The organism is Actinomadura rugatobispora (assembly GCF_055379765.1).
This window is the reverse complement of sequence record NZ_AP029191.1, coordinates 6970316-6993148: the sequence shown is the minus strand read 5'-3', so window position 1 is coordinate 6993148 and position 22833 is coordinate 6970316. Positions and strand designations below refer to the sequence as shown.

The 22833-nt window shown below is 69.2% G+C and carries 22 protein-coding genes and 1 pseudogene; 11 read left to right on the top strand and 12 right to left on the bottom strand.

Going from position 1 to position 22833, the window contains the following annotated elements:
* The first annotated feature begins 136 nt into the window (after positions 1-136).
* Both ACZ466_RS31305 and ACZ466_RS31300 read left to right on the top strand, forming a co-directional pair.
* Positions 137-991 carry a helix-turn-helix domain-containing protein gene (locus tag ACZ466_RS31305; protein WP_378285079.1) on the top strand — a complete coding sequence of 285 codons (855 nt, stop codon included), beginning with the start codon at positions 137-139 and terminating at the stop codon, positions 989-991.
* A gap of 2 nt (positions 992-993) precedes the next feature.
* Positions 994-1239: a DUF397 domain-containing protein gene (locus ACZ466_RS31300; RefSeq protein WP_378285080.1), complete on the top strand. Its 246-nt coding sequence runs from the start codon at positions 994-996 to the stop codon at positions 1237-1239.
* 877 nt (positions 1240-2116) lie between these two features.
* On the opposite strand, the gene ACZ466_RS31295 is transcribed toward ACZ466_RS31300, so the two are convergent.
* From ACZ466_RS31295 to ACZ466_RS31260, 8 genes and pseudogenes are all read right to left on the bottom strand, one after another.
* The gene (locus tag ACZ466_RS31295) at positions 2117-2866 is read right to left on the bottom strand and encodes a hypothetical protein (RefSeq protein ID WP_378285081.1); all 750 of its coding nucleotides are present in this window, start codon (positions 2864-2866) and stop codon (positions 2117-2119) included.
* 193 nt (positions 2867-3059) lie between these two features.
* Complete coding sequence (locus ACZ466_RS31290; RefSeq protein ID WP_378285082.1) at positions 3060-3395, bottom strand: DUF6317 family protein; 336 nt, start codon at positions 3393-3395, stop codon at positions 3060-3062.
* A complete protein-coding gene (locus ACZ466_RS31285) occupies positions 3392-3856 on the bottom strand; it encodes an SseB family protein (protein ID WP_378285083.1) in 465 nt (154 codons plus the stop codon). The genes ACZ466_RS31290 and ACZ466_RS31285 overlap by 4 nt, the downstream gene beginning before the upstream one ends.
* Before the next feature lie 95 nt (positions 3857-3951).
* Positions 3952-5169, bottom strand: coding sequence for a type VII secretion-associated serine protease mycosin (mycP, locus tag ACZ466_RS31280; RefSeq protein WP_464041767.1), 1218 nt, complete (start codon positions 5167-5169; stop codon positions 3952-3954).
* Positions 5090-5347 (bottom strand): hypothetical protein, encoded by a 258-nt coding sequence (locus tag ACZ466_RS31275; RefSeq protein ID WP_378285242.1) that lies wholly within the window; start codon positions 5345-5347, stop codon positions 5090-5092. Before ACZ466_RS31275 ends, mycP begins: the two co-directional genes overlap by 80 nt.
* 816 nt (positions 5348-6163) lie before the next feature.
* Positions 6164-6424: pseudogene (locus ACZ466_RS31270) on the bottom strand (WXG100 family type VII secretion target); the annotation flags it as partial.
* Between the two features lie 52 nt (positions 6425-6476).
* The gene (locus tag ACZ466_RS31265) at positions 6477-6812 is read right to left on the bottom strand and encodes a hypothetical protein (RefSeq protein ID WP_378285085.1); all 336 of its coding nucleotides are present in this window, start codon (positions 6810-6812) and stop codon (positions 6477-6479) included.
* Positions 6813-7119: 307 nt separating this feature from the next.
* A complete protein-coding gene (locus ACZ466_RS31260) occupies positions 7120-7842 on the bottom strand; it encodes a TetR/AcrR family transcriptional regulator (RefSeq protein WP_464041766.1) in 723 nt (240 codons plus the stop codon).
* A gap of 160 nt (positions 7843-8002) precedes the next feature.
* Between ACZ466_RS31260 and ACZ466_RS31255 the strand changes: the two genes are divergently transcribed.
* Both ACZ466_RS31255 and ACZ466_RS31250 read left to right on the top strand, forming a co-directional pair.
* The gene (locus ACZ466_RS31255) at positions 8003-10156 is read left to right on the top strand and encodes an MMPL family transporter (RefSeq protein WP_378285087.1); all 2154 of its coding nucleotides are present in this window, start codon (positions 8003-8005) and stop codon (positions 10154-10156) included.
* A 183-nt stretch (positions 10157-10339) separates the two neighbouring features.
* Positions 10340-10882: a hypothetical protein gene (locus ACZ466_RS31250; protein WP_464041765.1), complete on the top strand. Its 543-nt coding sequence runs from the start codon at positions 10340-10342 to the stop codon at positions 10880-10882.
* Between the two features lie 60 nt (positions 10883-10942).
* Here ACZ466_RS31250 and ACZ466_RS31245 read toward each other — a convergent pair whose 3' ends face one another.
* Complete coding sequence (locus ACZ466_RS31245) at positions 10943-11686, bottom strand: hypothetical protein (RefSeq protein WP_378285089.1); 744 nt, start codon at positions 11684-11686, stop codon at positions 10943-10945.
* Between the two features lie 108 nt (positions 11687-11794).
* Positions 11795-12691 carry a non-homologous end joining protein Ku gene (ku, locus tag ACZ466_RS31240; protein ID WP_378285090.1) on the bottom strand — a complete coding sequence of 299 codons (897 nt, stop codon included), beginning with the start codon at positions 12689-12691 and terminating at the stop codon, positions 11795-11797.
* A gap of 115 nt (positions 12692-12806) precedes the next feature.
* Here ku and ligD (ACZ466_RS31235) point away from each other — a divergent pair, with 115 nt between their 5' ends.
* The 6 genes from ligD (ACZ466_RS31235) to ACZ466_RS31210 all read left to right on the top strand — a co-directional run bounded on the left by ligD (ACZ466_RS31235) (position 12807) and on the right by ACZ466_RS31210 (position 16682).
* Entirely contained in the window at positions 12807-13781 is a 975-nt protein-coding gene (gene ligD, locus ACZ466_RS31235; RefSeq protein ID WP_378285091.1) for a non-homologous end-joining DNA ligase, read from the top strand.
* Positions 13771-14673: a non-homologous end-joining DNA ligase gene (ligD, locus tag ACZ466_RS31230; protein WP_378285093.1), complete on the top strand. Its 903-nt coding sequence runs from the start codon at positions 13771-13773 to the stop codon at positions 14671-14673. Before ligD (ACZ466_RS31235) ends, ligD (ACZ466_RS31230) begins: the two co-directional genes overlap by 11 nt.
* Positions 14674-14769: 96 nt before the next feature.
* Positions 14770-15006: a hypothetical protein gene (locus ACZ466_RS31225; protein ID WP_378285094.1), complete on the top strand. Its 237-nt coding sequence runs from the start codon at positions 14770-14772 to the stop codon at positions 15004-15006.
* Positions 15007-15188: 182 nt separating this feature from the next.
* Positions 15189-15815 (top strand): TetR/AcrR family transcriptional regulator, encoded by a 627-nt coding sequence (locus tag ACZ466_RS31220; RefSeq protein WP_378285095.1) that lies wholly within the window; start codon positions 15189-15191, stop codon positions 15813-15815.
* A gap of 206 nt (positions 15816-16021) precedes the next feature.
* Positions 16022-16258 carry a DUF3107 domain-containing protein gene (locus tag ACZ466_RS31215; protein WP_378285096.1) on the top strand — a complete coding sequence of 79 codons (237 nt, stop codon included), beginning with the start codon at positions 16022-16024 and terminating at the stop codon, positions 16256-16258.
* A gap of 142 nt (positions 16259-16400) precedes the next feature.
* Positions 16401-16682, top strand: a complete 282-nt coding sequence (locus ACZ466_RS31210; RefSeq protein ID WP_378285097.1) for a GlsB/YeaQ/YmgE family stress response membrane protein — start codon at positions 16401-16403, stop codon at positions 16680-16682.
* 153 nt (positions 16683-16835) lie between these two features.
* On the opposite strand, the gene ACZ466_RS31205 is transcribed toward ACZ466_RS31210, so the two are convergent.
* Complete coding sequence (locus ACZ466_RS31205) at positions 16836-18758, bottom strand: serine/threonine-protein kinase (protein ID WP_464041764.1); 1923 nt, start codon at positions 18756-18758, stop codon at positions 16836-16838.
* Complete coding sequence (locus ACZ466_RS31200) at positions 18755-20599, bottom strand: serine/threonine-protein kinase (RefSeq protein WP_378285100.1); 1845 nt, start codon at positions 20597-20599, stop codon at positions 18755-18757. Before ACZ466_RS31200 ends, ACZ466_RS31205 begins: the two co-directional genes overlap by 4 nt.
* A 455-nt stretch (positions 20600-21054) precedes the next feature.
* Here ACZ466_RS31200 and ACZ466_RS31195 point away from each other — a divergent pair, with 455 nt between their 5' ends.
* Positions 21055-22728: a DEAD/DEAH box helicase gene (locus ACZ466_RS31195; RefSeq protein WP_378285101.1), complete on the top strand. Its 1674-nt coding sequence runs from the start codon at positions 21055-21057 to the stop codon at positions 22726-22728.
* Positions 22729-22833 lie beyond the last annotated feature (105 nt).

The window sequence follows — 22833 nt, the reverse complement described above, 5'->3', positions numbered from 1 at the left end:
CCCGCTTTCAGTCGCGGACCGTAGCCATTGACCTACGGTTGGTATAGTTCCATCACGTCGAGCAAGGAACAAGTTGTTCAGCTCGATTATTGTTAATGATCTTCGCGGCGCGATATCGGCGGAAGGAGAGTCGGGCATGCGCACTCCGCAGCGGGCGACTCTGCGCTCCCAGTGGCTTGGCCAGCAGCTTCGTGAACTGCGCGACGACAGCGGGCTCGTGATCAAGGAGGTCGCCGAATATCTCCAGCGTGACCCGGGGACAGTCAGCCGGTTCGAATCCGGCTTCTACCCGATTCGCCGCCCCGACCTGCTGGCCCTCCTGGACCTGTACGGCGTCTCCGATCCCCAGCGCCGCGAAGCACTCCTACAGCTCAGCCAGGATGTCTGGCAAAAGGGCTGGTGGGACGGCTACTCCACAGACGTCGTCGGCTCACTTATCGACTATGTCTGGCTGGAGTCACGTGCCACGCACGTTCGGTCGTACGCTGCAATCGTCGTACCCGGGCTGCTCCAGACACCCGAGTACGCCGAGACCGTCATCCGCATCAATGACACCGACGCCACACCCGAGCAGATCAAGCGCTGGCACGAACTGCGGATGACCCGGCAGCAGATCCTCACCGGAGACGCTCCCACCCGGTTTTCAGTGATCCTGGACGAGTCCATCCTTCGACGCCCGATCGGCAGCCCGCAGATCATGGCGGCCCAACTTCGTCATCTCACAGTATGCTCCAGCAGGTCCAAGATCGACATCCGGGTGCTCCCCTTCCGCGCAGGCACCCCGGCCAGCACGTATGGCACCTTCGAGATCTTCGAACTGCCGGCCCCGTTCCCCGAGATGGCGTACACCGAGACGATGGCAGGCGGCATCTACGTTGAGCCGCCCGAGTCTGAACGGTTCGTCCGGGCTTACGATGGGCACAAGCGCATGGCCCTCGGGCCGACCGAGTCCGCCGACCTGATTTCGGCGATAGCAGAGGAATGGCAGTAAGGATGTCAGAGGCAGCCGAAGGACTCAGCCCTCAAGAACGTGCCCGCGTCGCGTGGCACATCAGCACCTACAGCCCCAATAACGGGGGCAACTGCGTCGAGGCCGGTCCCCTGAACGACGGCACCGAACGCGTCGCCGTACGCCACAGCCACCACCCCGACGCCGAGGTCATCGTCTACACCCGCAGTGAATGGGAAGCCTTCCTAGCCGGCGTCCGCAACGCCGAATTCGACTTCTTCACCCACTAACGCCCCCATCACCCACGCCGCTCAAGCCCCCGAGCCAACTCAGAAGCGACCCGCCAAGCCCGGCGCCCTTGCTCGTCAGACAACGCTGACACACTGGCTCTGTCCTTATCGCCGGTAGCCGCCATGATCTGCACGTTCACATTTCGAATTCGGAACAGAACGGCGCTCGATTTTAGGGATGAGGTGTACTTTGGAGACTGACATGCCTCGTCACCGAGTTGAACCCGGATTGAGCAAGGGGAAAAATTTCGGAGGGACCATTTCAGATCAGCGAACTCTTTGGTCGCTTTCTCCGTTGCAGTCCTCCCATTCTCAGGTGTTGGCAGCTCCACGCGGATCGAGATCATATCGCTCTCGGACGACTCCTGAGGCGTGAACAGGTGACATACCCATTTTTCCACCCGATCGTATGCCTTTTCCTTCTTGCAACTTGAGGCTTTGGCGTCCGCGAATCGCAGGTCCCGGCGCAGGCTAGGTGAAAGCAGAGTCCGCGGATCCGGCGTGGTCCGGATCTCTCCCCTTTCGAAACCCCGAGACATCACTGACGTCGAAGGAACAGGAGTTTTAGGGACGGCGGATGAGGTGGGCAGAGACTCTGTCGACCCTGAGCAGCCAACAAGAAACGTTCCAAGCAGTGGCGTAGCCACGAGCGCTTTGAACACCACAAGATTGCCGCCGTCCACAGCGTGAAACAGAGGCCAACGGCAATGGCGAGGGCCGGTCTCCTGATCCATAAAACTCCACATCCTTCATCAAAGCTGCCCCTGCCACCATGCTTCTGTGCGCGTTTTGCACGGTTCCGCAAGTCGCGAAGTGCGGACTAGAGGTGAGCAAACCACTAGAAAAGGGATTGCCCCCTGTGTCTTCTCCATCGCTACTACTTCTTGGAAAAATGCTCTCCAACACCCGACAGTGCGGTGAGTACACCACCGACTGCGCTTACGGCTCCACCGGTCCCCTGCGCAGCCGGGTGGGGAATTCCTGAAATTGCGTCACCAACCGCACTCGCGCCGCCACCGATTGCCTTCATGTCCTTCAGGACAGTATTCGCATCCGAACCTTTTAGATTCAGATCACCCTTGCCCTCTTCGAGCTTCTTACGCAATTCCTCGATTCGAGGAGAGTACCAATCGACCTGCCCCTTACGGAGCAAGCCGTTTGGGTCGAGGGTTCCAACCGTCCTCTGGCCTTTATAGTAGTTCAAGCCCTCCATCAACGCGTCTGCCAGTTTGCTCAACTGTGCCGCCGCGAGTACACGGGACTTCTCGGCATCCGCCAAGCACCTTCTACGCAGATCATGCCATTCATCCATCCTGGTGACGGATCCTATCGGAGGAGGGTCGGGAAGAGTGGGTGCGTGCCTCGTGTGGACGTTGTCGTCCTGCGCAAAGTAGCCTGCCTGACGCCCTGCGACTAGGGCGTTCTCGATACGCTGCTCGAGCATTGCAAGCCTTGAGGCCAGTGCGTCGATAATGCCTGCAGCGGCGTTGATGATCTTATTCAAGCCTGCCATCATCAGGGCATCCTGGCCATAGTTCGTCCTGAAGGCTTCAGCACTTCTACCACTGTACTTCACAGTGCTCTGATATCCGAGCAGCTTATTCACCTGGCCGGTGAGCTCGTCCACTCGCGGATTACCGGCCTGCGAGAATGCGTAGAGTTTTCCAGCCAGAGCAGAAAGCCCATTCCAATCCCCCTCAATGTACACTTTCCCCCAGGTTGGGGGTATATATGCACGCATTTTTGGCGTTTCCGCCGGAGGAATGCTTGGTAGTGGCTCTGCTCGCTTCTCCCTGCCAGGGGCCATCGTTGTCCCGCCTTTATTTCTTGGCGCCAATACTTGGCATGTCTCCGGGGGTGGTGGAGGCATTTACGGCAGCCTTGTATAGAACGGTGATGTTGGCGTCCTCGGCAGTTTGGAACTCCTCAGCCACCAACTGGAGTTTTTCGCCGTGTTGCCATACAGCGTCAGCCAGGGCGCCATGCAGGAGATCAATCAGCTTAAGCGTTGTTTCCAACATGGCGTCGGATTTACCATTGCCTGTGGAAGGGCGTTCAAAGCCACCCGATATATCCCCCTTGTAGTCGACGGCAATCTTCTGAAATTGCCGTCCAGCATCCACGAGAGAATCGATTTGAGCACTAAATTCACTCACTGATCCTCCTCTGCTTGGCGCCTCTGAACCCCACTTTTAAGGGTGGGATTCACCACGACCGGCACTTGCCCGTGAATATGATGTAGGAGTTCGATGATGTCGACCTTGACCATCGGCTGAAACTGCCCCAGCTCACCTTGAAGAATCTCTGGTGAGGTATAAACGAGGACCGCCCCCGACCCCTGTTCGGTCTCGCGGACTTCGTATTCGACAACCACAGGTCCGTCGTCCCTGTGCGGCTTCTCAGCCACGGGCACATATACCTCCCATTTAGCCGTTTCGCTCTCCTCCTGGACATCATCGTGTGTCGTTTGGCTTTCTGGAGGCAGTGTGGAGGGACGCGTTTTCGCATCAGCCGCCTGGCCCGGCCTTGGACTTTCCAGACGCTTGGATATTTCGTCTTCGCTCGTCGGGGCGAATGGGGTGCTCCTATTCAGCATCCCACCAAGATCCCTACTCATATCACGTAAGTCCTCCCGGCTCCATCGAGGTGATCCGTCGAATCAGAATCACCCCAAATCACAATTGGCTATATCAGGCCGCCATACCTTTCACTTCACAACCTCGGCGCTGGACCGGGATCGCTTCTGAAGGGCCGGGAACGGGTTCGGGTTCGTCGCCTGACTATGAGAACCACTACAGTTGCGGTGCCGATCCCGACGAGCACGAGTACGCCCACTGCTGTCCCGATCTGAATCATCCGTGTGCGTAGGGGCACCACGTCTCGGATGGTCTCCTGGGTCCGCCCGGGAAGGGGATGCAGGGCGCGTTCACGGCGTGATCGCTCCCACGCCTCGTAGACGGGATTGGGGGCGCTCGCGGGAAGCTGCGCTGTCAACGCCTCATATGGGCGGACAGCACCGAAGCCGGTCTTAGTATCGCGCCCCTTCGGCTTGACGTCCTCGGCCGTGGCGGTGATCCTGCGCAGCACCTCACGTGCAGGCATCTGCGGATATCTGGAGCGCACCAATGCGACGACACCCGAGACGAGGGCCGTGGCGAGACTTGTCCCGCGCAAATCCTTCTCGATGTATCCCTTGGGCGCGAAGGACTCCTCTCTGATTGAGGCGATTTCTACACCCGGTGCCGAGACGGCGACGTACGATTGTGGCTGCGAGTAAAGATCGGGGCGTCCTTTCCTATCGAGCGATCCGACCGCAAGAACCCCGGGGCAAGCGGCTGGCTGCAACGGCACGTTCCTCTCGTGGATGTTATTGCCCGCCCCTGCTACCACGATGACATCTCGCTGCAGAGCTTCGGTGACCGCCGCCTCCCGCTCTGGATCGCAAACGCGCCCAGTGTCCGACCCGGCAGCCAGCGATATATTGATGACCTTGGCTCCCTGGCGGACTGCCGACCTAATCGCCGCGGCCATGTTCTTATCCGACCCCGAGCCATGTGTTTCGTTGTTCATGCGGATCGAAAGGATTCGGGATCGGGGTGCGATCCCCAGCATTCCTGTGCCCTGTCCCTGCGCCGCGATCAAACCGGCGATATTCGTGCCGTGCTGGCGCGTATCAAGATCCTTGAGGCCGTTCGTTCCGCCGCCCAGCATATCCCCACCAGGAAGCACCCTTCCCGCCAAGTCGGGCAGGTGAGCGTTGACTCCGCCATCTAGCACCGCGACGGTCACGCCCTGCCCCTGGGTAAGTGACCAGATCTTCTCCGCCTGCCACTGGCGTAGCCACCATTGTTCACTTCGTGGCCTGGGAATCGCCGCCAAGGCTGGTGTCGTGATGGGGAAGGCGACCAAGCAGGCCGTTGGGACCGTCATCCAGCGCCGGATTCTCCTGCCCATCGGCACTGCGTCCCTCCTCCAGGAGACCTGCCATCTCAAGTTCCCGCTCCAACTCGGCTTCCAGTTCAGCCAGAACCAGATCCAGTTCGTCTTCCTCGCCGCTCGCCTCGGGCTGCTCAGCGCTGGGAGCCAACGGTTGGTCGGCTTGGTTCACTCGCCCTAGAGGCCCCTCAATTGGGCGTGCGGGCTCAGAGCCTTCGATTACCGGAGGTGCCCATTGTTCATCATCGGCTCCCCAGATGTCCGGATCCACGGCAAGCCACGTCGAACGCTCGTGCTCATCCTCTGAACGCCCCGCACCGCCCATACCTCCGAGGATGTTGCCTCCTGGGACCATCGAAGCTGTTCCTCCGCCCCGAGGACCGCGGCCAGAGGCACTCATGCCGCCTTGGCCTAGCCCCCGACCGCTCACACCTGGCGAGGGATTTCGCGGGCCAACCCCCGGAGACATCGGTACAGGTCCCCCAACGCTTCCGCCAACTGGCGTGCTGGAGACGGGCGCCCCGGTGGGGGGCGCGCCCAGCCCCGGGCTGTTACCTGTGCTTGTCGGCATGCCTGTCTGGGTCGAAGCCAACTCTGTCCCGATCAGGCCCGGTGTGCTGGTCTGTCCATAGCCCGAACCAGCGCCCCTCGGGTCATGGCCGGCACCTCCGCTCCCTGGGCTCGCTGATGGAGGAAACGCTGAATCTGCTGCTGAGGAAAGCGATACGCCGCCGGACTGCCCAACCGGAGAGCCCCCGTGTGGAGAGCCGGGGCCGAGGGGTGAGTGGTCACGAGCCGACTCGCCGCCCTGACTGATGCCCGGAAGCTTGACCCTCAGGCCGTCGGGCAGGGCAGCGTGGGTCTGGGTGATGCGGCTGTTCAGCCTGGCCATCAGCTTCTGGGCGTATTCATCGTCTCGGCCGGAGCGGATGAATCCGTCGTCAGGCAGATGGCTTTTGTACCAGGGCAAGATTTTTTCGCCGTACTGTTGCAGAGCCTTCCCTGTCTGCCCGCTCTTCGCCGCCATTTCTTGGGCCGTGTCTCTCAGTTTGATCAACGCAGCCAGCGCCTCGTTGGCAGCGGGGCCTCGCCAGCGCTGCGTTAGGTACGTGATCGCCTCGCTGAGTTCGCGGTGGGCGGTTGAGAGCTTCGCAGCGGCTGCGTTGTAGGCGTGTCCGGCGGCTGCGACCTTTTCAGGGCTGGTCGACTGCAGGCGGGCACGGACCTGCTCTAGTTTGAGCCCTTCCACCGAACCGGTCGGCTCCGGTCCGCGGAGGGGACGCTCATTCCCCACGATCAGGTCATCCCTCGTCGGTGCCGGTCATGACGTCGCGGACTCGCTTCTCGGTCATCTCTTCGGCATCGTCGTAGGTTTCGGCGACCTTGAGGAGGGCCGAGATTGCGGCCTGGTACTCGGTCAGAAACTCGCGATAGGAGCCTCCGAGGTGGCGGGATGCCAGACCGGTGGTGATGGACAGGGTCTGGCCCGCGTCCCAGTTGCCCAGGTGCTGTGCGGTGATGGCTGCTCTCGTCCGTAGATCATCGGGAGAGCCTGCGCCCTCGAAGGACTGGAGCGTTCGGTCGAGGTTCTTGGCTACGTGGCGTAGTGCTGACCGGACGACCTCTACTTCGGACATTTCACCCCGTTCTAGCCTTGGAGGGTGGGGAAATCGGGTCGCCCACCTATCCAGGCCCCCGCAATGACAAGCCCCTTGACCCGGAGATCAAAGATAGTGCAGGGCATCGTGCCCGTCCAGACACTTCGTAACTTGGAGCGATATCAAGGTCACTACCTGCAGTGATGCTCGCCGGCGCCCGGAGGAGTCGCAGCGCCTGCGTTTGTGGACGGGCTGCACCGCGCATTGAGGGCGTGACCTAAGGTCCGCCGCAAGCGTTGGGACGGTGTCGCGGCGAGCCTGGTCGCGACAGCTTCCAGGGCGGCGGCTACCGGTCCGGCTCGTCTTTGGGATGTCGTGCGGGCGGGGAGTAGGTGAGGCCTAGGATGGGGGCCATTTCGGATAGCATTAGTTCGAACATTGGTTCGGGGTCGTCCAGGGCGAATTCCAGGTGGCCGAACACTTCCAGGCTTACGGCGCCCTGGAGGCGGACCCAGCACTGCAGGAAGGTCTGGATCAGGCCCAGGGGCAGGTCGGAGCCCTCTACGGTGAAGTCCCGGTAGCGGCGGAGCTGGCCTCTCAGGCGCGGGTCGATGTCCTTGTCGGCGGGGACGGGGAATGGGGCCTTCCGCCACAGTTCCAGGAAAAGGGAGAGGAAGGCCCAGCCGAAGCGCTGGGCGCTTTCCTCGGCGAAGTCGACTTCCTTGCGGTGGGCCAGATCGGGCATCGGGGAGCCGAAGAGGAGGGCGTATTCGCGGCGGTGCGCGAAGGCCCAGCGGCGGAAACTGCGGGCGACGGCCAGGAGTTTTCCGCTCATGTCACCGTCGGGGACTCCGGACAGTCCGGCGTGCAGTTCGGCGGTGAGGTCGGCGAAGATGTCGCCGACGACGTGCCGCAGCAATTCCGCGTGGCTGTCGAAGTAGCGGTACAGGCCGGGCGCCGTCATGCCCATCTCGCGGGCGATCGCCCGCAGCGTGACCGCGTCCGGGCCCTGCTCGACCAGGATGCGCCGGGCCGTCCGGGTGATCTCCTGAACGGTCGCCGCGCGCATCCGGTCGCGCCGTGACTCCCCCAAAGCCTCTGACTCCCTCGTCGACGTCCCCACATGATTCACCATGAACGCCGTTGACGGAAGCTTACGGCGTGTGCGATGTTAACGGCGTTCGCAGTAAACGATGTTCACTCTAGTGACAGTGTGTAGCGGGGTGGGGATGTTCGAGAGTTGGGGGCGGTGGACCTACCGGCGGCGCCGGCCGGTCCTCGCGGTGGCGTTGCTGTTCGTGGCCGTCGCCGCGGTGTGGGGGACGGGGGTGTTCGGCGCGCTCTCCCCTGGGGGCGGCTTCGATACGCCCGGGAGCGACAGCGACCGGGCGGAGCGCGTCTCCGAGCGTGAGCTGGGACGGGACGCAGCCGATGTGGTGATCCTCTACCGGGCCGATGGTGGTCTCACGGTGGACGATCCCCGCTACCGGAGTGCGGTGGAGGCGGCGTTGGGGGCGCTGCCGCGTGACAAGGTCGCCTCCACCGGGACCTACTGGTCGACGGGTTCTCCGCAGTTGGTCAGCCGGGATCGTGCGTCCACCTATGCGGTGGTGCGGCTGGCCGGGGACGCGGAGGCCCGGCAGGACGGGTACGAGGCGCTCCGCGGCCGGTTCGGGGAGGTCGGCGGCGGGCTGACCGCGAAGGTCGGCGGGACGCTGGCCACCGAGGTCGCGATCAACGAGCGGGTGTCGTCCGACATCGCCCGGGCCGAGGGGATGGCGCTGCCGGTGCTGGTGGTGCTGCTGATCGTGATCTTCGGCGGGCTGGTGGCGGCGAGCCTGCCGCTGCTGGTGGGCGGGCTGGCGATCCTCGGGTCGTTCACGGCGCTGCACCTGCTCACGTACGTGACCGACGTGTCGATCTTCGCGATCAACATCACCACGTTCCTCGGGCTGGGGCTGGCGATCGACTACGGGCTGTTCATGGTGGGGCGGTTCAGGGAGGAGCTGCGGCGCGATCCGTCCACCGAGCGGGCGCTGGCCGCGACGATGGCGACGGCGGGGCGCACGGTCGCGGTCTCCGGCGTGACGGTGGCGGTGTCGCTGGCCGGGCTGCTGCTGTTCGACCAGCGGTTCCTGCTGTCGATGGGGTACGGCGGGATCGCGACCGTGTTCGTCTGCATGGCGGGCGCGCTGACCGTGCTGCCGGCGCTGCTCGGGGTGCTCGGGCACCGGGTGAACGCGCTGCCGGTCCGCAGGCGGGAGGGCGCGGGGTCCGGCTGGTGGCCGCGGCTGGTGCGCAGTGTGATGCGCCGTCCGATCGTCTACACGGTCGCCACGGTGGGGTTGCTGCTGGCGCTCGGCGCCCCGTTCCTGGGGATCAACTGGGGCGGCGTGGACGGCAAGGTGCTGCCCGCCGGGAACGAGGCGCAGGTCGTGGCGGAGACGCTGGAGACGCGGTTCCCGCGCAACGCCACCAGCCCGATCACGGCGGTCGTGCACGGCACCTCTGATCAGGCCGCGGTCCGCGCGTACGCCGAGCGGTTGGAGGGGGTCTCCGGCGTCACCGGAACCGTCGTCACCGGTGCGAAGGGCGAGACGACCCGGATCGCGCTGGGGTATGACCACGATCCGAACTCCGATGCCGCCCGCGACCTGGTGGTGAGGGTGCGGGACGTGCCGCCGCCGCCCGGCGCCGAGTCCTACGTCGGCGGTGTCACGGCCGCGGTCGTGGACCAGCTCGACAGCATGGGGGCCACGCTGCCCTGGCTGGGGGTGACGGTCGGGCTGGCCACGTTCGTGCTGCTGTTCCTGGCCTTCGGCTCGGTGGTGCTGCCGCTCAAGGCGATCGTCATGAACCTGCTGTCGCTGTCGGCGACGTTCGGGGCGGTGGTGCTGATCTTCCAGGACGGCCACCTGTCGGGCCTGCTGGACTTCACCGCCACCGGGTCGATCTCCCCGGCGATGCCGATCCTGATGCTGGCGATGCTGTTCGGGATCTCGATGGACTACGAGGTGTTCCTGCTGTCGCGGGTCCGCGAGCAGTACGACCTGACCGGCGACAACACCACCGCGATCGCCGCCGGGCTGCAGCGCACCGGGGCGGTCATCACCAGCGCGGCGCTGCTGTTCGTGGTGGTGATCGGGGCGTTCGCCACCTCGGGGATCACCTTCATCAAGATGACCGGGGTGGGCATGGTGATCGCCATCGTGGTGGACGCGACGATCGTGCGGGCGCTGCTGGTCCCGGCCGCGATACGGCTGCTGGGCCGGGCCAACTGGTGGGCGCCGGGTCCGCTGGTCCGCGTGTACCGCCGGTACGGGATCCGGGAGGGCGAGGAGTCTCCGGCGCCCGAGCGCGAGCTCGAACCCGCCGGCACCTGAACCCCGAGGGGAGAACGGGGCGGGGGCGCGGCCCCGGCGGCACGGACCAGGCCGCCGGGGCCGCGCCTGGTCTTGCGTTGGTGAAATCTCGGCCTCACGCCTCCCACGCGCGGTCACGGAGCGATGCGCGGGCGTCACGCCCTGGGCATGATCGGCCCCGTCCTTCAACCGACGAAGGGGAAGATGATGCCGACGAAGAGACGCGCCGCCCTGAGGCGCGCGGCGGTCACCTCGGCCGCGGCCGGGATCGCTCTCGGCCTGATCGCCGCGCCGGCGGCGGCGTGCCCGAAGCACCGGCAGGGCGTGACCAGGGTGAAGGGGCCGACGCACACCTACCACCGCGGCTACTCCGCGGTGAAGGAGGTCGTCACCGTCCACGGCGCGCGCGGCAGGACGGTCGTCGACCTGCGGGTGTCCGGGTTCCCGAGGTCCGCCGCGGGCAAGCGTTTCGGCGCCCACGTCCACCAGAACAAGTGCGGGCCCAAGGCGTCCCATTCCGGTACGCACTACCAGCGGCTGGCCAGGTCGAGCACGCCGCTGCGCTTCAAGGAGATCTGGCTGGACGTGCGGATCGACCGCGACGGCCGCGGCCACTCCCGGGCCGTCGTGCCGTGGCGGGTCGCCAAGGGCCAGCGTTCGGTGGTGATCCACGCCAAGCCCACCGACCGCCGCACGGGGGAGGCGGGTGCCCGGCTCCTCTGCACCACGGTCCCGTTCGGCCGCTGATCGACCGCGCGCGGCGGCGGGTCCGGCACGGGCCCGCCGCCACGCCGCAGGACGTTCCGGTCACCGCCCCTGGTCGGGCCGTCCCGCCACGAAGTCCTGGAACCTCATCATGAACCGCTGCACCGGCGCCCGGAGCCTGCGGTCGCGGACCTGGGCCTTCGACCACTTGCGGGACCCCTCGGTGTAGCGGTGGTGGGCCCACGGCGATCCCGGACGGGCCAGGCGGATCGCGCCGACCAGTGCCAGCGGCCCGATGAACAGGCCGATCAGCCCGGTCCAGGTCTTCCCCTTCAGCAGCGCGATCAGCGACATGGCCAGGTTGAGCAGCAGCCCGAAGGCGATCTGCCAGGGCTCGCCCGGCACGTCCTTCTCGCCGACGCCCAGCGGCCGCAACCCCAGCAGGAGCAGCCCGGAGAGGGCGATCGCGATCATCACGACCTGCACCGACAGCCGCCCCTCCTCGGTCCAGTAGACGTCGCTGAGGTGCAGGACGAGGGCGAACTCGTCCAGGACCAGCGCCGTCCCCACGCCGAACACGGCGGAGGTCGCCGCGGCCCAGCCGGAGGAGACCCCGGGCACGACCAGCCCGCCGATGCCGCCGACGCACATGAAGACCATGCCGAAGACCACGTGGTGGATGTGCCGGCCGCCCGGGGTGACGTTCCCGGGCCACCAGCGGGCCTGCCTGCGGATCATCCGGACGCTGAAGCGGATGAACAGGAACGCGGCGATGAAGGCCAGCAGGAAGCACAGCAGCCGCAGCCTGCCGCCGTCCACGATCTCCTTGGTGAACCACGCTTGCACCGCGACCTCCCCGGGAGCGATTCCCGGGTCGGGCGGGGCGGAGACGGCCCCCGGCGTGTTCTTGACCGATTGCGTGCCCTCCCTTGAAGGGGAGGGCCCCGCGGCCGGCTAGGCGGACTTGCGGCCGCGGGGCTTGGACTCGCCCTTCTTCGACGACGAAGACGACGACGCGGACTGCGACGAGGCGGCCTTCCCACGGCCCTTGGACTTGGCCGGCGGCTTCTTCTCCCCGCGTTCCTTCTTCGCCGCCTCGACGCTGGCGCGCAGGGCCGACAGCAGGTCGGCGGCGGGCTCCTCGGCCGCCTCCGCCTCGGGACGGGTGACCTCGCGCCCCTCGATCTTGGCCTCGATCACGGCCTGGAGCGCCTCCCGGTAGGCGTCCTTGTACTGGCCCGGGTCGAACTCGCCCTGCATGCTCTCGATCAGGGAGGTGGCCATGCTGAGCTCCTGCTTGCGGACCTCGATGTCCTCCTCCAGGAACGGGAAGTCGGGCTCGCGCACCTCGTCCGGCCAGAGCATGGTCTCCAGCACGAAGACGCCCTCGCGCACCCGCAGCGTGGCCAGCGACTCGCGCTGCCGCAGCGCCACCTTCACGATGGCGACCTGGTCGGAGTCCTCCAGCGCGTCGCGCAACAGCACGTACGGCTTGGCCCCCTGCTGGTCGGGCTCCAGGTAGTAGGTCTTGGCGAAGTAGATCGGGTCGACCTCGTCGCGCTCCACGAACTGCAGCACGTCGATGCGGCGGCTGCTCGACAGGGGCAGGTCGGCGAAGTCCTCGTCGGTCAGCACGACAATCTCGCCGCTGGGCAGCTCGTAGCCCTTGGCGATGTCGGAGTAGGGGACCTCCTCGCCGTCCACCGTGCAGACCCGCTTGTACTTGATCCGGCCGCCGTCCTCGCGGTGCACCTGGTGGAAGGACACGTCCCGCTGCTCCGTCGCCGAGTAGAGCTTCACCGGGATCGTGACCAGCCCGAAGGAGATCGCGCCCTTCCAGATACTGCGCATGGTCCGTCCTTACCCCGGGGCCTGTGCTCCTTAGCGTCCCAACCGGTGGCGAATTGCACCAGAACGCGCTCTTGATCCTTTTTTCTCCGAACGAAGGGGAGGGTAAGACGCGGATATGACCATGCCGTGGCCCGTGCACCCCATGATGGCCGCCACCGGAGAACTCCCCGACGACACCGGACGCTGGGCCCTGGAGCTCAAATGGGACGGCGTCCGCGTCATCAGCTACGTCTCGGCCGACGGCGTGCGGGCCAGCGGGCGCCGCGTCACCGAACTGGCCGGCCGCTACCCCGAGCTGTCCGCGCTGGCCGACCTCCTCCCCCACCACGACGTGGTCCTGGACGGCGAGGTGGTCGCCTTCGAGGACGGCCGCCCCAGCTTCGAGCGGCTGCAGCGCCGGATGCACGTCGGCCGCCCCGACCCCCGGCTGATCCGCGAGGTCCCCGTCCGCTACGTGGTGTTCGACCTGCTGTTCCTGGACGGCCGGCTGCTCTACGACGTCCCGTACACCGAGCGCCGGGCGCTGCTGGCCGAGCTGGACCTCGGCGGCACCGGCCCGGTCGAGGTGCCCCCGTTCCTGGACGGCGGCGACACCGCCCAGGTCGCCGAGCTGATGGAGTTCACCAAGGAGCAGCGGCTGGAGGGGCTGCTGGCCAAGCGGCTGGACTCGGTGTACCGGCCGGGCCGCCGGGTCGACTTCTGGCGCAAGGTCAAGAACTTCCTCACCCGCGAGGTGATCATCTGCGGCTGGAAGCCGGGGAAGGGGCGGCGGGAGGGCGGCGTCGGGTCGCTGCTGCTGGGCGAGTACGACGCCAAGGGCCGGCTGTGCTTCGTCGGCCACGTCGGCACCGGGTTCAGCGACCGGGCCCTGGACGAGCTGTACGAGACGCTGTGGCCGCTGCGCCGCGCGGTCGGCCCGTTCGACGAGCCGGTGCCGCGCGAGTTCGCCCGCGACGCCCAGTGGGTTGAGCCGGTCCTCGTCGGGGAGGTGGCCTACAGCGTGCGGACCAGGGACGGCCGGCTGCGCTTCCCCTCATGGCGCGGTCTGCGCGACGACAAGGACCCACTCGAGGTGATCCGTGAGCCCTAAGAAGACCGCCGTCACGGTGGAGGGCCGGGAGCTGGCGCTGTCCAATCTGGACAAGAAGCTGTACCCGGAGTTCACCAAGGGCGAGGTCATCGACTACTACGTGCGGGCGGCGCCGGTGCTGCTCCCGCACCTGAAGGACCGTCCGGCGACCCGGATCCGGTACCCCGACGGCGTGGACGGCCAGAAGTTCTTCGAGAAGAACGCGCCGTCGCACACCCCCGACTGGGTGCGCACGGCGCGCGTCCCGACGCCGGGCAGCTCGTCCGGGCGCGACTCGCTGGACTTCGTCGTGGTGGACGACCTGCCCACGCTGGTGTGGTGCGCCAACCTCGCGGCGCTGGAGCTGCACGTGCCGCAGTGGACGGTCGGGCCGCGCGGCGGGCTGCACGACCCGGACCTGGTGGTGTTCGACCTGGACCCGGGGGCGCCGGCGACGATCGTGGAGGCGTGCGAGGTCGCCCGGCTGCTGCGCGATCTGCTGGCGGAGGACGGCCTCGACTCGTACCCGAAGACCAGCGGGAAGAAGGGGCTCCACCTGTACGTGCCGATCAGAGAGAGCGAACGGACCTCCGAGTACGCGAAGAAGGCCGCGCAGCGCCTCGCCGCCGACCACGGCGACCTGGTCGTCAGCCGGATGGAGAAGCGGCTGCGCAAGGGGAAGGTGTTCGTGGACTGGAGCCAGAACAACCCGGCCAAGACCACCGTCGCCGCGTACTCGCTGCGGGCCGCGCCGAGCCCGTCGGTCTCCACCCCGGTGACCTGGGAGGAGCTGGACGACTGCGACGACGCCGCGGCGCTGGTCTTCTCGCCGGACGAGGTGCTGGAGCGGATCGAGGAGCACGGCGACCTGCTGGAACCGCTGCTGGGCGAGCACGGGCGGGCGCTGCCGTGACGACGACCCCCGATCGGGCCCCGATCCACGGCATAGACCTCGTCGCGGCCGGGTAGTACGTCGCCGCCACGGCCCGGACCTCCCCCAGGAGGAGCGATGAGCGAGATGAACGAGGCCGAGCCCGACCGCGCGACCGCGGCCGAGCCTGACACGGAGCAGGAGGCCGAGCTGAGCGTGGACGCCCCCGAGGCCGACGCGGCCGAGCAGCGGACGGCGCTGCGCGACGACGAGGACCGCTCCGGCTGGCCGCAACCGGTACCCTTCGACGCGGACGAGGCCGACGCGGCCGAGCAGCGGCGGGTGGTCGAGCTCGACGAGGACGACTACCGCTGAGGCCGGACGAGGGGCCGCCGCGGCCGCGCCCGGGAGGGCCCGGGACGGTCCGGGCCGGCTCCGGTCGGGCGACCTCGGTGTTGCGGGTGACCGGCGAGGTTACCGGCGCGTAGGATGTTGGGATTGGTTCCCAGCGACGGGTACCCCTTTCCGTCGCACTGATTCGGTGATCGGAGAGTGTGGTGACCGCGACCCCGGACGCCCGCCCTCGTGGCACGCGACTGCCGCGACTGGCGCGCCGCAGGCAACTGCTCGGCGCGGCCCAGGAGGTGTTCGTCGCCCAGGGCTATCACGCCGCGGCGATGGACGAGATCGCCGAGCGCGCAGGCGTCAGCAAGCCTGTGCTCTACCAGCACTTCCCGGGCAAGCTCGAGCTCTATCTGGCGCTGCTGGACGAGCACGCCGAGGCCCTGGTGAAGACCGTGCGGGACGCGCTGGAGTCCACCTCGGACAACAAGCTGCGGGTGCAGGCCAGCATGCAGGCCTTCTACGACTTCGTGGCCGGTGAGGGCGAGGCGTACCGCCTGGTGTTCGAGTCCGACCTGCGCAACGTGGCCCCGGTGCGGGCCCGCGTCGAGCGGGCCAACCAGCAGTGCGCCGAGATGATCGCCCGCGTGATCGCGGAGGACACCGACGCGCCCGGCGACGAGGCGCACCTGCTCGGCATGGGCCTGGTGGGCATGGCGGAGGTCAGCGCCCGCTACTGGCTGTCCCAGCACCGGGCCATCCCCAAGGACACCGCCGAGAAGATCATCGCCCGGCTGGCGTGGCGCGGGATCTCCGGCTTCCCGATGACGCCCGCCGGCTGACCCCGGCGCCGCCGCGCGGCACGGCGCCCGGGACCGGCCCCGGCACCGGGCCCGGCGGCCGGTCCAGTGCCGGGCCCTGCGCCCGGTTCACTCCGGTTTCACTCGGGGCGAAGCGTCCGGAGGGCGTTTCGCCCCGTCCGCGTGCGACCATCGGAGCAGGACGTCCCGCCGGGGGTGGCGGGGCGGGTGAGCACAGGGAGCTTCGCGTGCAGGTTCGCATCGGCGTCCAGTTCGTGCCCAAGGAGCTGGTGGTCGAGACCACGCAGTCCGCCGACGAGGTGCAGCGGGCGCTGGCCGACGCGCTGGGAGAGGAGCGGGGCGTCCTGGTGCTCCGTGACCAGCGCGGCGGCCGGGTGGTGATCCCGGCCGACCGGGTGGGTTATCTGGAGATCGCCGAGGAGGAGCGGCAGACGGTGGGCTTCGGCGGGAGCCAGTACGCCTGACCTGCGCTTTCATCCCCTTTTCCGGGTCCGTCCGGCGAGGGGCACGTTTGAAACCGACACAACGGGCATATCGATCGCCGACCGCGGGTCGTGAACGCGGAAGATGCACAACGACCCCCAGAAAAACGGATGGTGATCGACCATGCTCACGACGATTCTCTGGTTCATCATCGTCGGTGCCGTCGTCGGGGCACTGGCGCGACTGATCGTTCCCGGCCGCAACCCCATCGGGATGCTGCTGACGATCCTCGTCGGGATCGCCGGCGCGATCCTCGGCGGCGTGGTGTCGGACGCGCTCGGCGCCGGCACCCTCGTCGCGATCGTGTTCTCGGTGCTCATCGCCGCGCTCGGCGTGGCCGTGCTGACCTCGGTGAACTCCCGCGGCGGCGGGCGCCGCTGGGGCGCGCGCCGGCACACGCACTGACGCGCCGCTCCCCCGCGCGGGGTACGGCGCACGAGGAGAACGAAGAGAACACGAACACGGAAACGGCGTCCAGAGAGTCGGCGCCCCGAGACCGGAAGGCCCCCGCGCCCTGCACGCGGGGGCCTTCCGCACGTCCACGTGCCGTCAGGATCGTCAGGACGGGCTGGGCGTGGGCGTCGGAGTGGCCGAGCGCATCTCCTTGAGCACGGCAGGCGTCAGGAAATCCGCGAGTTCGTCCACCGGGACCCTCGCGTCCGTCACCTGGCACACCTGCCCCGCCATGGTCATGTCGAGGCGTTCCACGGCGATCTCGAACCGGGCCTCGCGCGGCGCCAGGGCGATCTGGACCGGCGAGCCGGTCCGCTGGAGGTCGGACGCCTTGATCCGGAAGGGCTTGTTCGCCTCGCCCGGGACCGGACCGGGCCGCAGGCATCGCCGCTCGTCGTGCGGGGCGATCCGGTCGGCCAGCCGGACCAGCCCGGCGGGGGTGAACGCGGCGGCGGTGAACAGGTCGTTCGGACCGAGCGTGCGGCCCGTGACCAGGTCGACGACGATCGTGGCCTCGCTGGTGAAGTTCTTCACCCAGTTGCCCGAGCCGTCCGGGACGGGCGTGACGCCGAACGAGTACGACGCCGAGACCAGCCGGTTCGTCTTCAGGGTGATCTCGGCGGTGGAGTGGACCTCCTGCACGTCCGGGCGGCCCGCGTACTCCCGGCGGTAGGTGGACAGTCCGCGGTCGGACGCGGCGCGCAGCGCGGCGTTGATCCGCCGCTCGACGGCCTTGTCCCGGTGCCCTCTGACGGTGACGTACTGCTGCGCGGCGGCCGCCGCGCCGCCGCCCGCGGGCTGGTTCGCGGTCACCACGCGGGCGCTGACCGGGACGAGCGCGGGCGTGGCCCCGGCGGGCGGCCCGTCGTCGCGGGTGCCGACGGCGTAGGCGCCCACGCCCCCGGCGGCGAGGGTGGTGGCGGCCACGGTGGCGACGATCTTCGCACTGGCGGCGGCGAAGATCCCGCCACCGCCGGCGCCCGAAGCAGTCCCCGCCGCGGTGCCCCCGGCCGCGCCGCCTCCCACCGCCGCGCCTCCCGCGCCCGCCGCCGTTCCTCCCGCCGCAGCGCCTCCCGCGCCCGCCGTACCCACCGCGCCCGCGGCCGTCCCGGACGCCGCGGCGGTGCCCGCCACTCCCGTCGCGGACGGCGCCAGGCCCGCGGCGACCAGCGGGAACATCGCGGCCAGCGCCACCGCCCCGCCCGCCATGGCACGGATCCCGCGCTGCTCCCAGCCCGGCCCGTACGCGGCCAGCGCCGCCGTCTCCAGCTCCGTGACGAACTCCGCCGCGCCGGGCGGGCGTTCGGCCGCGCCCTTGGCCATGCCCCGTCGCAGCAGGTCGCGCAGCGGACCCGGCACGGCCTCCACCGGCACGGCGCCGTTCAGGTGGCCCTCGCGCAGCGCGCCCAGCCCCTCCCCCACGGCGTAGGGGCGGCGGCCCGTCACGCACTCGAAGAACACGCAGGTCGCCGCGTACACGTCGGTCGCCGGGGACGCGGGCTCGCCCAGCCACTGCTCGGGCGCCATGTACGCGGGCGTCCCCGACCGCGAGCCCTCGCCCGCCGGCTCCGCGATCCCGAAGTCGATCAGCTTGCTCAGCCCGTCGCCCCGCACCACCACGTTCGCCGGCTTGTAGTCGCGGTGCACCACCCCCACCGCGTGCGCGGCGGCCAGCCCCAGCAGCGACCCCTTCAGCACGGTCAGCGCCGCCTCCGGCCCCAGCGCGCCGTGCCGCGCCAGGATCTCCTTCAGCGAGGCGCCGTTCACGGCCTCCATCACCAGCGCCGCGCCGTGCTCCCCGTTCACGAACCGGTACAGCCGCACCACGTGCGGGTCGGTGATCCGGCCCAGCATCACCGCCTCGTCCCGGAGCCGCTCGATCGCGGCGTCGTCGCCGTCCCGGCGGACCAGGTACTTGATCGCGACGGGGCTCCCGGTCGCGTGCCGGGCCAGCACCACCCGCCCCTGGGCGCCGGAGCCCAGCTCGCGCACCTCGGTGAAGCCGTCGACCTGCCAGTTCACGCTCATGTCCGTTCCGGGCTCGGGGACGCACCGGGCAGCAGCGCCGCCACCTCGGGCTTGATCAGGTTCATGATCCCGGAGTACGGGACGGGCCAGACCACGAAGGTGCCGCACGCCAGGCCCGGCGCGACCAGGGTGAGCTCCGCCCGCTCCCGGGTGAAGACCACCTGGATCGGTGCCCCGCCCGCCTGGGCGGGTTCGAGGTCGGCGCGCCGCAGGCGGCCGCCGGGCAGGCAGTCGCGCTGGGCGTCGCCGATGTCCGGCATGACGCGGGTCAGCGCGGCGAGGCCGTTCGGGCCCAGGTCGCGGAAGATGTCGGCCGCGGTGAGCGCCCGGCCCGTCCGCAGGTCGACGTTGACGGCGCCCTTGAACCCCGGTTGCTCATCGGCGACCGAGCAGGTGCGGGTCTCGAACTCGTACAGCACCGAGACCAGCCGCGGGCCGCTGTAGCGGACGGCGGCGCGGCTCCCGACGGTGGCGCAGCGCGGGCGGTTGGCCTCGCCGAAGACCGGCCCGGTCACCTGCCTGCGGAGCCCCTGGATCGCCTGGTCGAGTGGCGCGCGCAGCGCGGTGTTGACGCGCCGCAGCAGATCGGCGTCCGGTAGGCCGCTGATCCGGATGAACTGGGCGTTCTGGACCTGGAGCGCGGGCCGTCCCGGCAGCGGGGTCGACTGGTTGAGGGTGGAGACGGCGGCGACCGGGCGCACGGCCGGCTCCTCTCCCCGGTCGGCGGCGACGTAGGCGGCCGTCCCCCCGCCGGCGGCCACGACGGTGGCCGCGCCGACCGCCACCGCCACCTTCGCCCCGGTCGCGGCCATGACGCCGCCGCCCGCAGCCGCACCGCCCGACACCGCGCCCGCGCCGACTCCCGACCCGGCGGCGCTCGCCGCCCCGGCCGCGCTCACCCCCACGGCCGCACCGCCCGACCCGATCGCGGCGGCGCCCAGCGGGAACAGCGCGGCCAGCGCGACCGCGGCCACCGCCAGCGCGCGCACGCCGCGCCGCTCCCAGTCCGCGCCGTACGCCTCGGCCGCCGCCGACTCCAGCTCCGCCACGAACGCCTCGGCCCCCGGCGGCCGCGCGCCCGGCTCCTTGGCCATGCCGCGCGCCACCAGGTCGCGCAGCCGCTCCGGGACGTCCTCGACCGGCACCTCCTCGTTCAGATGCCGGTGCATCAGCCCCGCCGCGGCCTCGGCCCGGAACGGCCGGTCACCGGTCACGCACTCGAAGAACACGCAGGTCGCCGCGTACACGTCGGTCGCCGGGGACGCCGCCTCGCCGCGCCACTGCTCGGGCGCCATGTACGCGGGCGTCCCCGACCGCGAGCCCTCCCCCGCCGGCGCCGCGATCCCGAAGTCGATCAGCTTGCTCAGCCCGTCGCCCCGCACCACCACGTTCGCCGGCTTGTAGTCGCGGTGCACCACCCCCACCGCGTGCGCGGCGGCCAGCCCCAGCAGCGAGCCCTTCAGGATCGCCAGCGCCGCCTCCGGCTCCAGCGGGGCGGTCTCGGCGAGCAGCCGTCCGAGCGACACCCCGTCCACGGCCTCCATGACCAGCGCCGCGCCGTGCCGGCTCGTCACGAACCGGTAGAGCCGCACCACGTGCTCGTCGGTGACCCGGGAGAGCATCGCCGCCTCGTCCCGCAGCCGCTCGACCTCGGGGACGTCGCCGTCCCGCCGGGCCAGGTACTTGATCGCGACGGGGCCGCCGCCCTCGTCGTGCCGGGCCAGCACCACCCGGCCCTGCGCACCGGCGCCCAGCTCCCGCACCTCGGTGAAACCGGGCAGCCGCCACAGGGCCCCGGAGGCCCCGGACGGCGCGCCCGTCATGTCCCTGCCATCGCTCACGAGCCAAGAATGTCAGGATCATGCGCATGCCGTCCGTGACGAACGACGCGGGAACGATCGAGGGGCCGGGAACGTTCCGATGGCCGACTGTGGCCGTCTCGGTCCTTCCCTGAGACGGCCGGGGCCCGGGGGCGCGTCGTCCCATCCGTCCCGCGAACGCCGCCCCGCCACCGCGAATCAACCGCCCCATATACACCAACCTCCGGCGCCCGGGGAATAGCCGTTACGGGTGGAAGCGTTCCTTCCTATGATCGGCCATTGGTGTACGGATCCAACGGTCGGTACACTGCGTCGCGGAGTGTGACCGCACGCAGCCACAGCGAGTGACTGCTTTCAACCCCTGACTGCGGTCGCCGAAGGAATTTTGATCGACGGCTGGTCCCTCCCGCGCGAGCGCGCGGCCACACCTGGCGACCCGGCGACCGTCCCCGCGGGACGGCCCGGCCGGCGCCGGTGTGTTCGATCGGCCCGGCCCACCGCGGCATCGCGGTGCCGGGTCCCGGAGCAGCGCCGCCCCGGGAGCGAGGACCCCGCACTTTTGGAGGCTGGAAGCCCTGGTTACCTTTCGTGAACTCGGGGTCGTACCCGAGATAACCGATGCCCTCGCCAGCGAGGGCATCGTCGACGCGTTCCCCATTCAGGAGCTCGCCCTGCCGATCGCGCTGGGCGGGCACGACATCATCGGGCAGGCCCGCACCGGCACCGGCAAGACGCTGGCGTTCGGCGTGGCCCTGCTCCAGCGCATCACCCACGGCCGCGGCCGCCCGCAGGCGCTGGTGGTGGCCCCGACCCGCGAGCTGGCGCTGCAGGTCACCGACGACCTCCTGGTCGCCGGCGGCAAGCTCGGCACCCGCGTGCTGTCGGTGTACGGCGGCCGCGCCTACGAGCCCCAGATCGAGGCGCTGCGGGAGGGCGTCGACGTGGTCGTCGGCACCCCCGGCCGGCTCCTCGACCTGGTCAAGCAGAAGCACCTCGACCTCTCCGAGGTCGGCGTGCTGGTGCTGGACGAGGCCGACCGGATGCTCGACCTGGGCTTCCTGCCCGACATCGAGCGGATCGTCGAGCGGATCCCCGCGCAGCGGCAGACGATGCTGTTCTCGGCCACCATGCCGGGCGAGATCGTGGCGCTGTCCCGCAAGTACCTCACCCGGCCCACCAACGTGCGGGCCGAGTCGCACACCGAGTCCGAGGCCACGCCGCAGGTCGTCCAGCACGTCTGGCAGGCCCACCAGATGGACAAGCCCGAGATGGTGGCGCGGCTGCTGCAGGCCGAGGGCCGCGGGCTGACCATGGTGTTCTGCCAGACCAAGCGGGCCTGCGACCGGGTCGCCTCCGACCTGGCCGGGCGCGGCTTCGCCGCCGCGGCGGTGCACGGCGACCTCGGGCAGGGCCAGCGGGAGCGGGCGCTGCGCGCGTTCCGCAACGGCAAGATCGACGTGCTGGTGGCCACCGACGTGGCGGCCCGCGGGCTGGACGTCGACGACGTCACCCACGTGGTCAACTACGAGTGCCCCGACAGCGCCGACACCTACGTGCACCGGATCGGCCGCACCGGCCGGGCCGGCAAGGAGGGCGTCGCGGTCACCCTGGTCGACTGGTCCGACCTGACCCGGTGGAAGCTGATCAACGGCACCCTGTCGCTGGACTTCGCGGCACCGGAGGAGACCTACTCCACCTCCGAGCACTTCTACGCGGCGCTCGGCATCCCCGAGGGCACCACCGGCAAGCTCCCCAAGGAGCAGCGCGGCGAGCGCGCCGGGCTGGACGCCGAGGAGCTGGAGGACATCGGCGAGACCGGCAAGGTCCGTTCCTCGCACCGGCGCGACCGGGACCAGGACCGCGACCATGACCGGCCCGCTCGCCGGCGTAAGCGCAGCCGCGCCCGGACCCGCGGCGGCAAGCCGGTCGACGCGGCCGCGCACGAGGGCGCCGGACAGGCCGCGACCAGGGCCGTCCGGGACGAGCCGGCCGCGGCCGACGAGCCCGGAGGCGAGGGCGAGCGGTCCGGCGGAGCCGTCGCGACCGAGCGCAAGCGCAGCCGGGGCCGCCGCCGCACCCGCGCCGGCAAGCCCGTGGCGGAGGGCGAGACCGCCCCGGCCGCCGCGAGCGAGGCCTCGCAGAACACCTGACACCTGACGACACGACGACACCTGACCGACACGACCGACCGACCGGCCGGGATGCGCCGCACCGATCAGCGTCCCGGCTCCCACTGCGGGATCACGCGCTCGCCA

Coding starts and splice junctions, on each gene's coding strand:
- ACZ466_RS31305 (WP_378285079.1), top strand. CDS start 137: ATGCGCACTCCGCAGCGGGCGACTCTGCGCTCCCAGTGGCTTGGCCAG.
- ACZ466_RS31300 (WP_378285080.1), top strand. CDS start 994: ATGTCAGAGGCAGCCGAAGGACTCAGCCCTCAAGAACGTGCCCGCGTC.
- ACZ466_RS31285 (WP_378285083.1), bottom strand. CDS start 3,856: ATGAGTAGGGATCTTGGTGGGATGCTGAATAGGAGCACCCCATTCGCC.
- mycP (WP_464041767.1), bottom strand. CDS start 5,169: ATGACGGTCCCAACGGCCTGCTTGGTCGCCTTCCCCATCACGACACCA.
- ACZ466_RS31265 (WP_378285085.1), bottom strand. CDS start 6,812: ATGTCCGAAGTAGAGGTCGTCCGGTCAGCACTACGCCACGTAGCCAAG.
- ACZ466_RS31260 (WP_464041766.1), bottom strand. CDS start 7,842: ATGCGCGCGGCGACCGTTCAGGAGATCACCCGGACGGCCCGGCGCATC.
- ACZ466_RS31255 (WP_378285087.1), top strand. CDS start 8,003: ATGTTCGAGAGTTGGGGGCGGTGGACCTACCGGCGGCGCCGGCCGGTC.
- ACZ466_RS31250 (WP_464041765.1), top strand. CDS start 10,340: ATGATGCCGACGAAGAGACGCGCCGCCCTGAGGCGCGCGGCGGTCACC.
- ku (WP_378285090.1), bottom strand. CDS start 12,691: ATGCGCAGTATCTGGAAGGGCGCGATCTCCTTCGGGCTGGTCACGATC.
- ligD (WP_378285091.1), top strand. CDS start 12,807: ATGACCATGCCGTGGCCCGTGCACCCCATGATGGCCGCCACCGGAGAA.
- ACZ466_RS31225 (WP_378285094.1), top strand. CDS start 14,770: ATGAGCGAGATGAACGAGGCCGAGCCCGACCGCGCGACCGCGGCCGAG.
- ACZ466_RS31210 (WP_378285097.1), top strand. CDS start 16,401: ATGCTCACGACGATTCTCTGGTTCATCATCGTCGGTGCCGTCGTCGGG.
- ACZ466_RS31205 (WP_464041764.1), bottom strand. CDS start 18,758: ATGAGCGTGAACTGGCAGGTCGACGGCTTCACCGAGGTGCGCGAGCTG.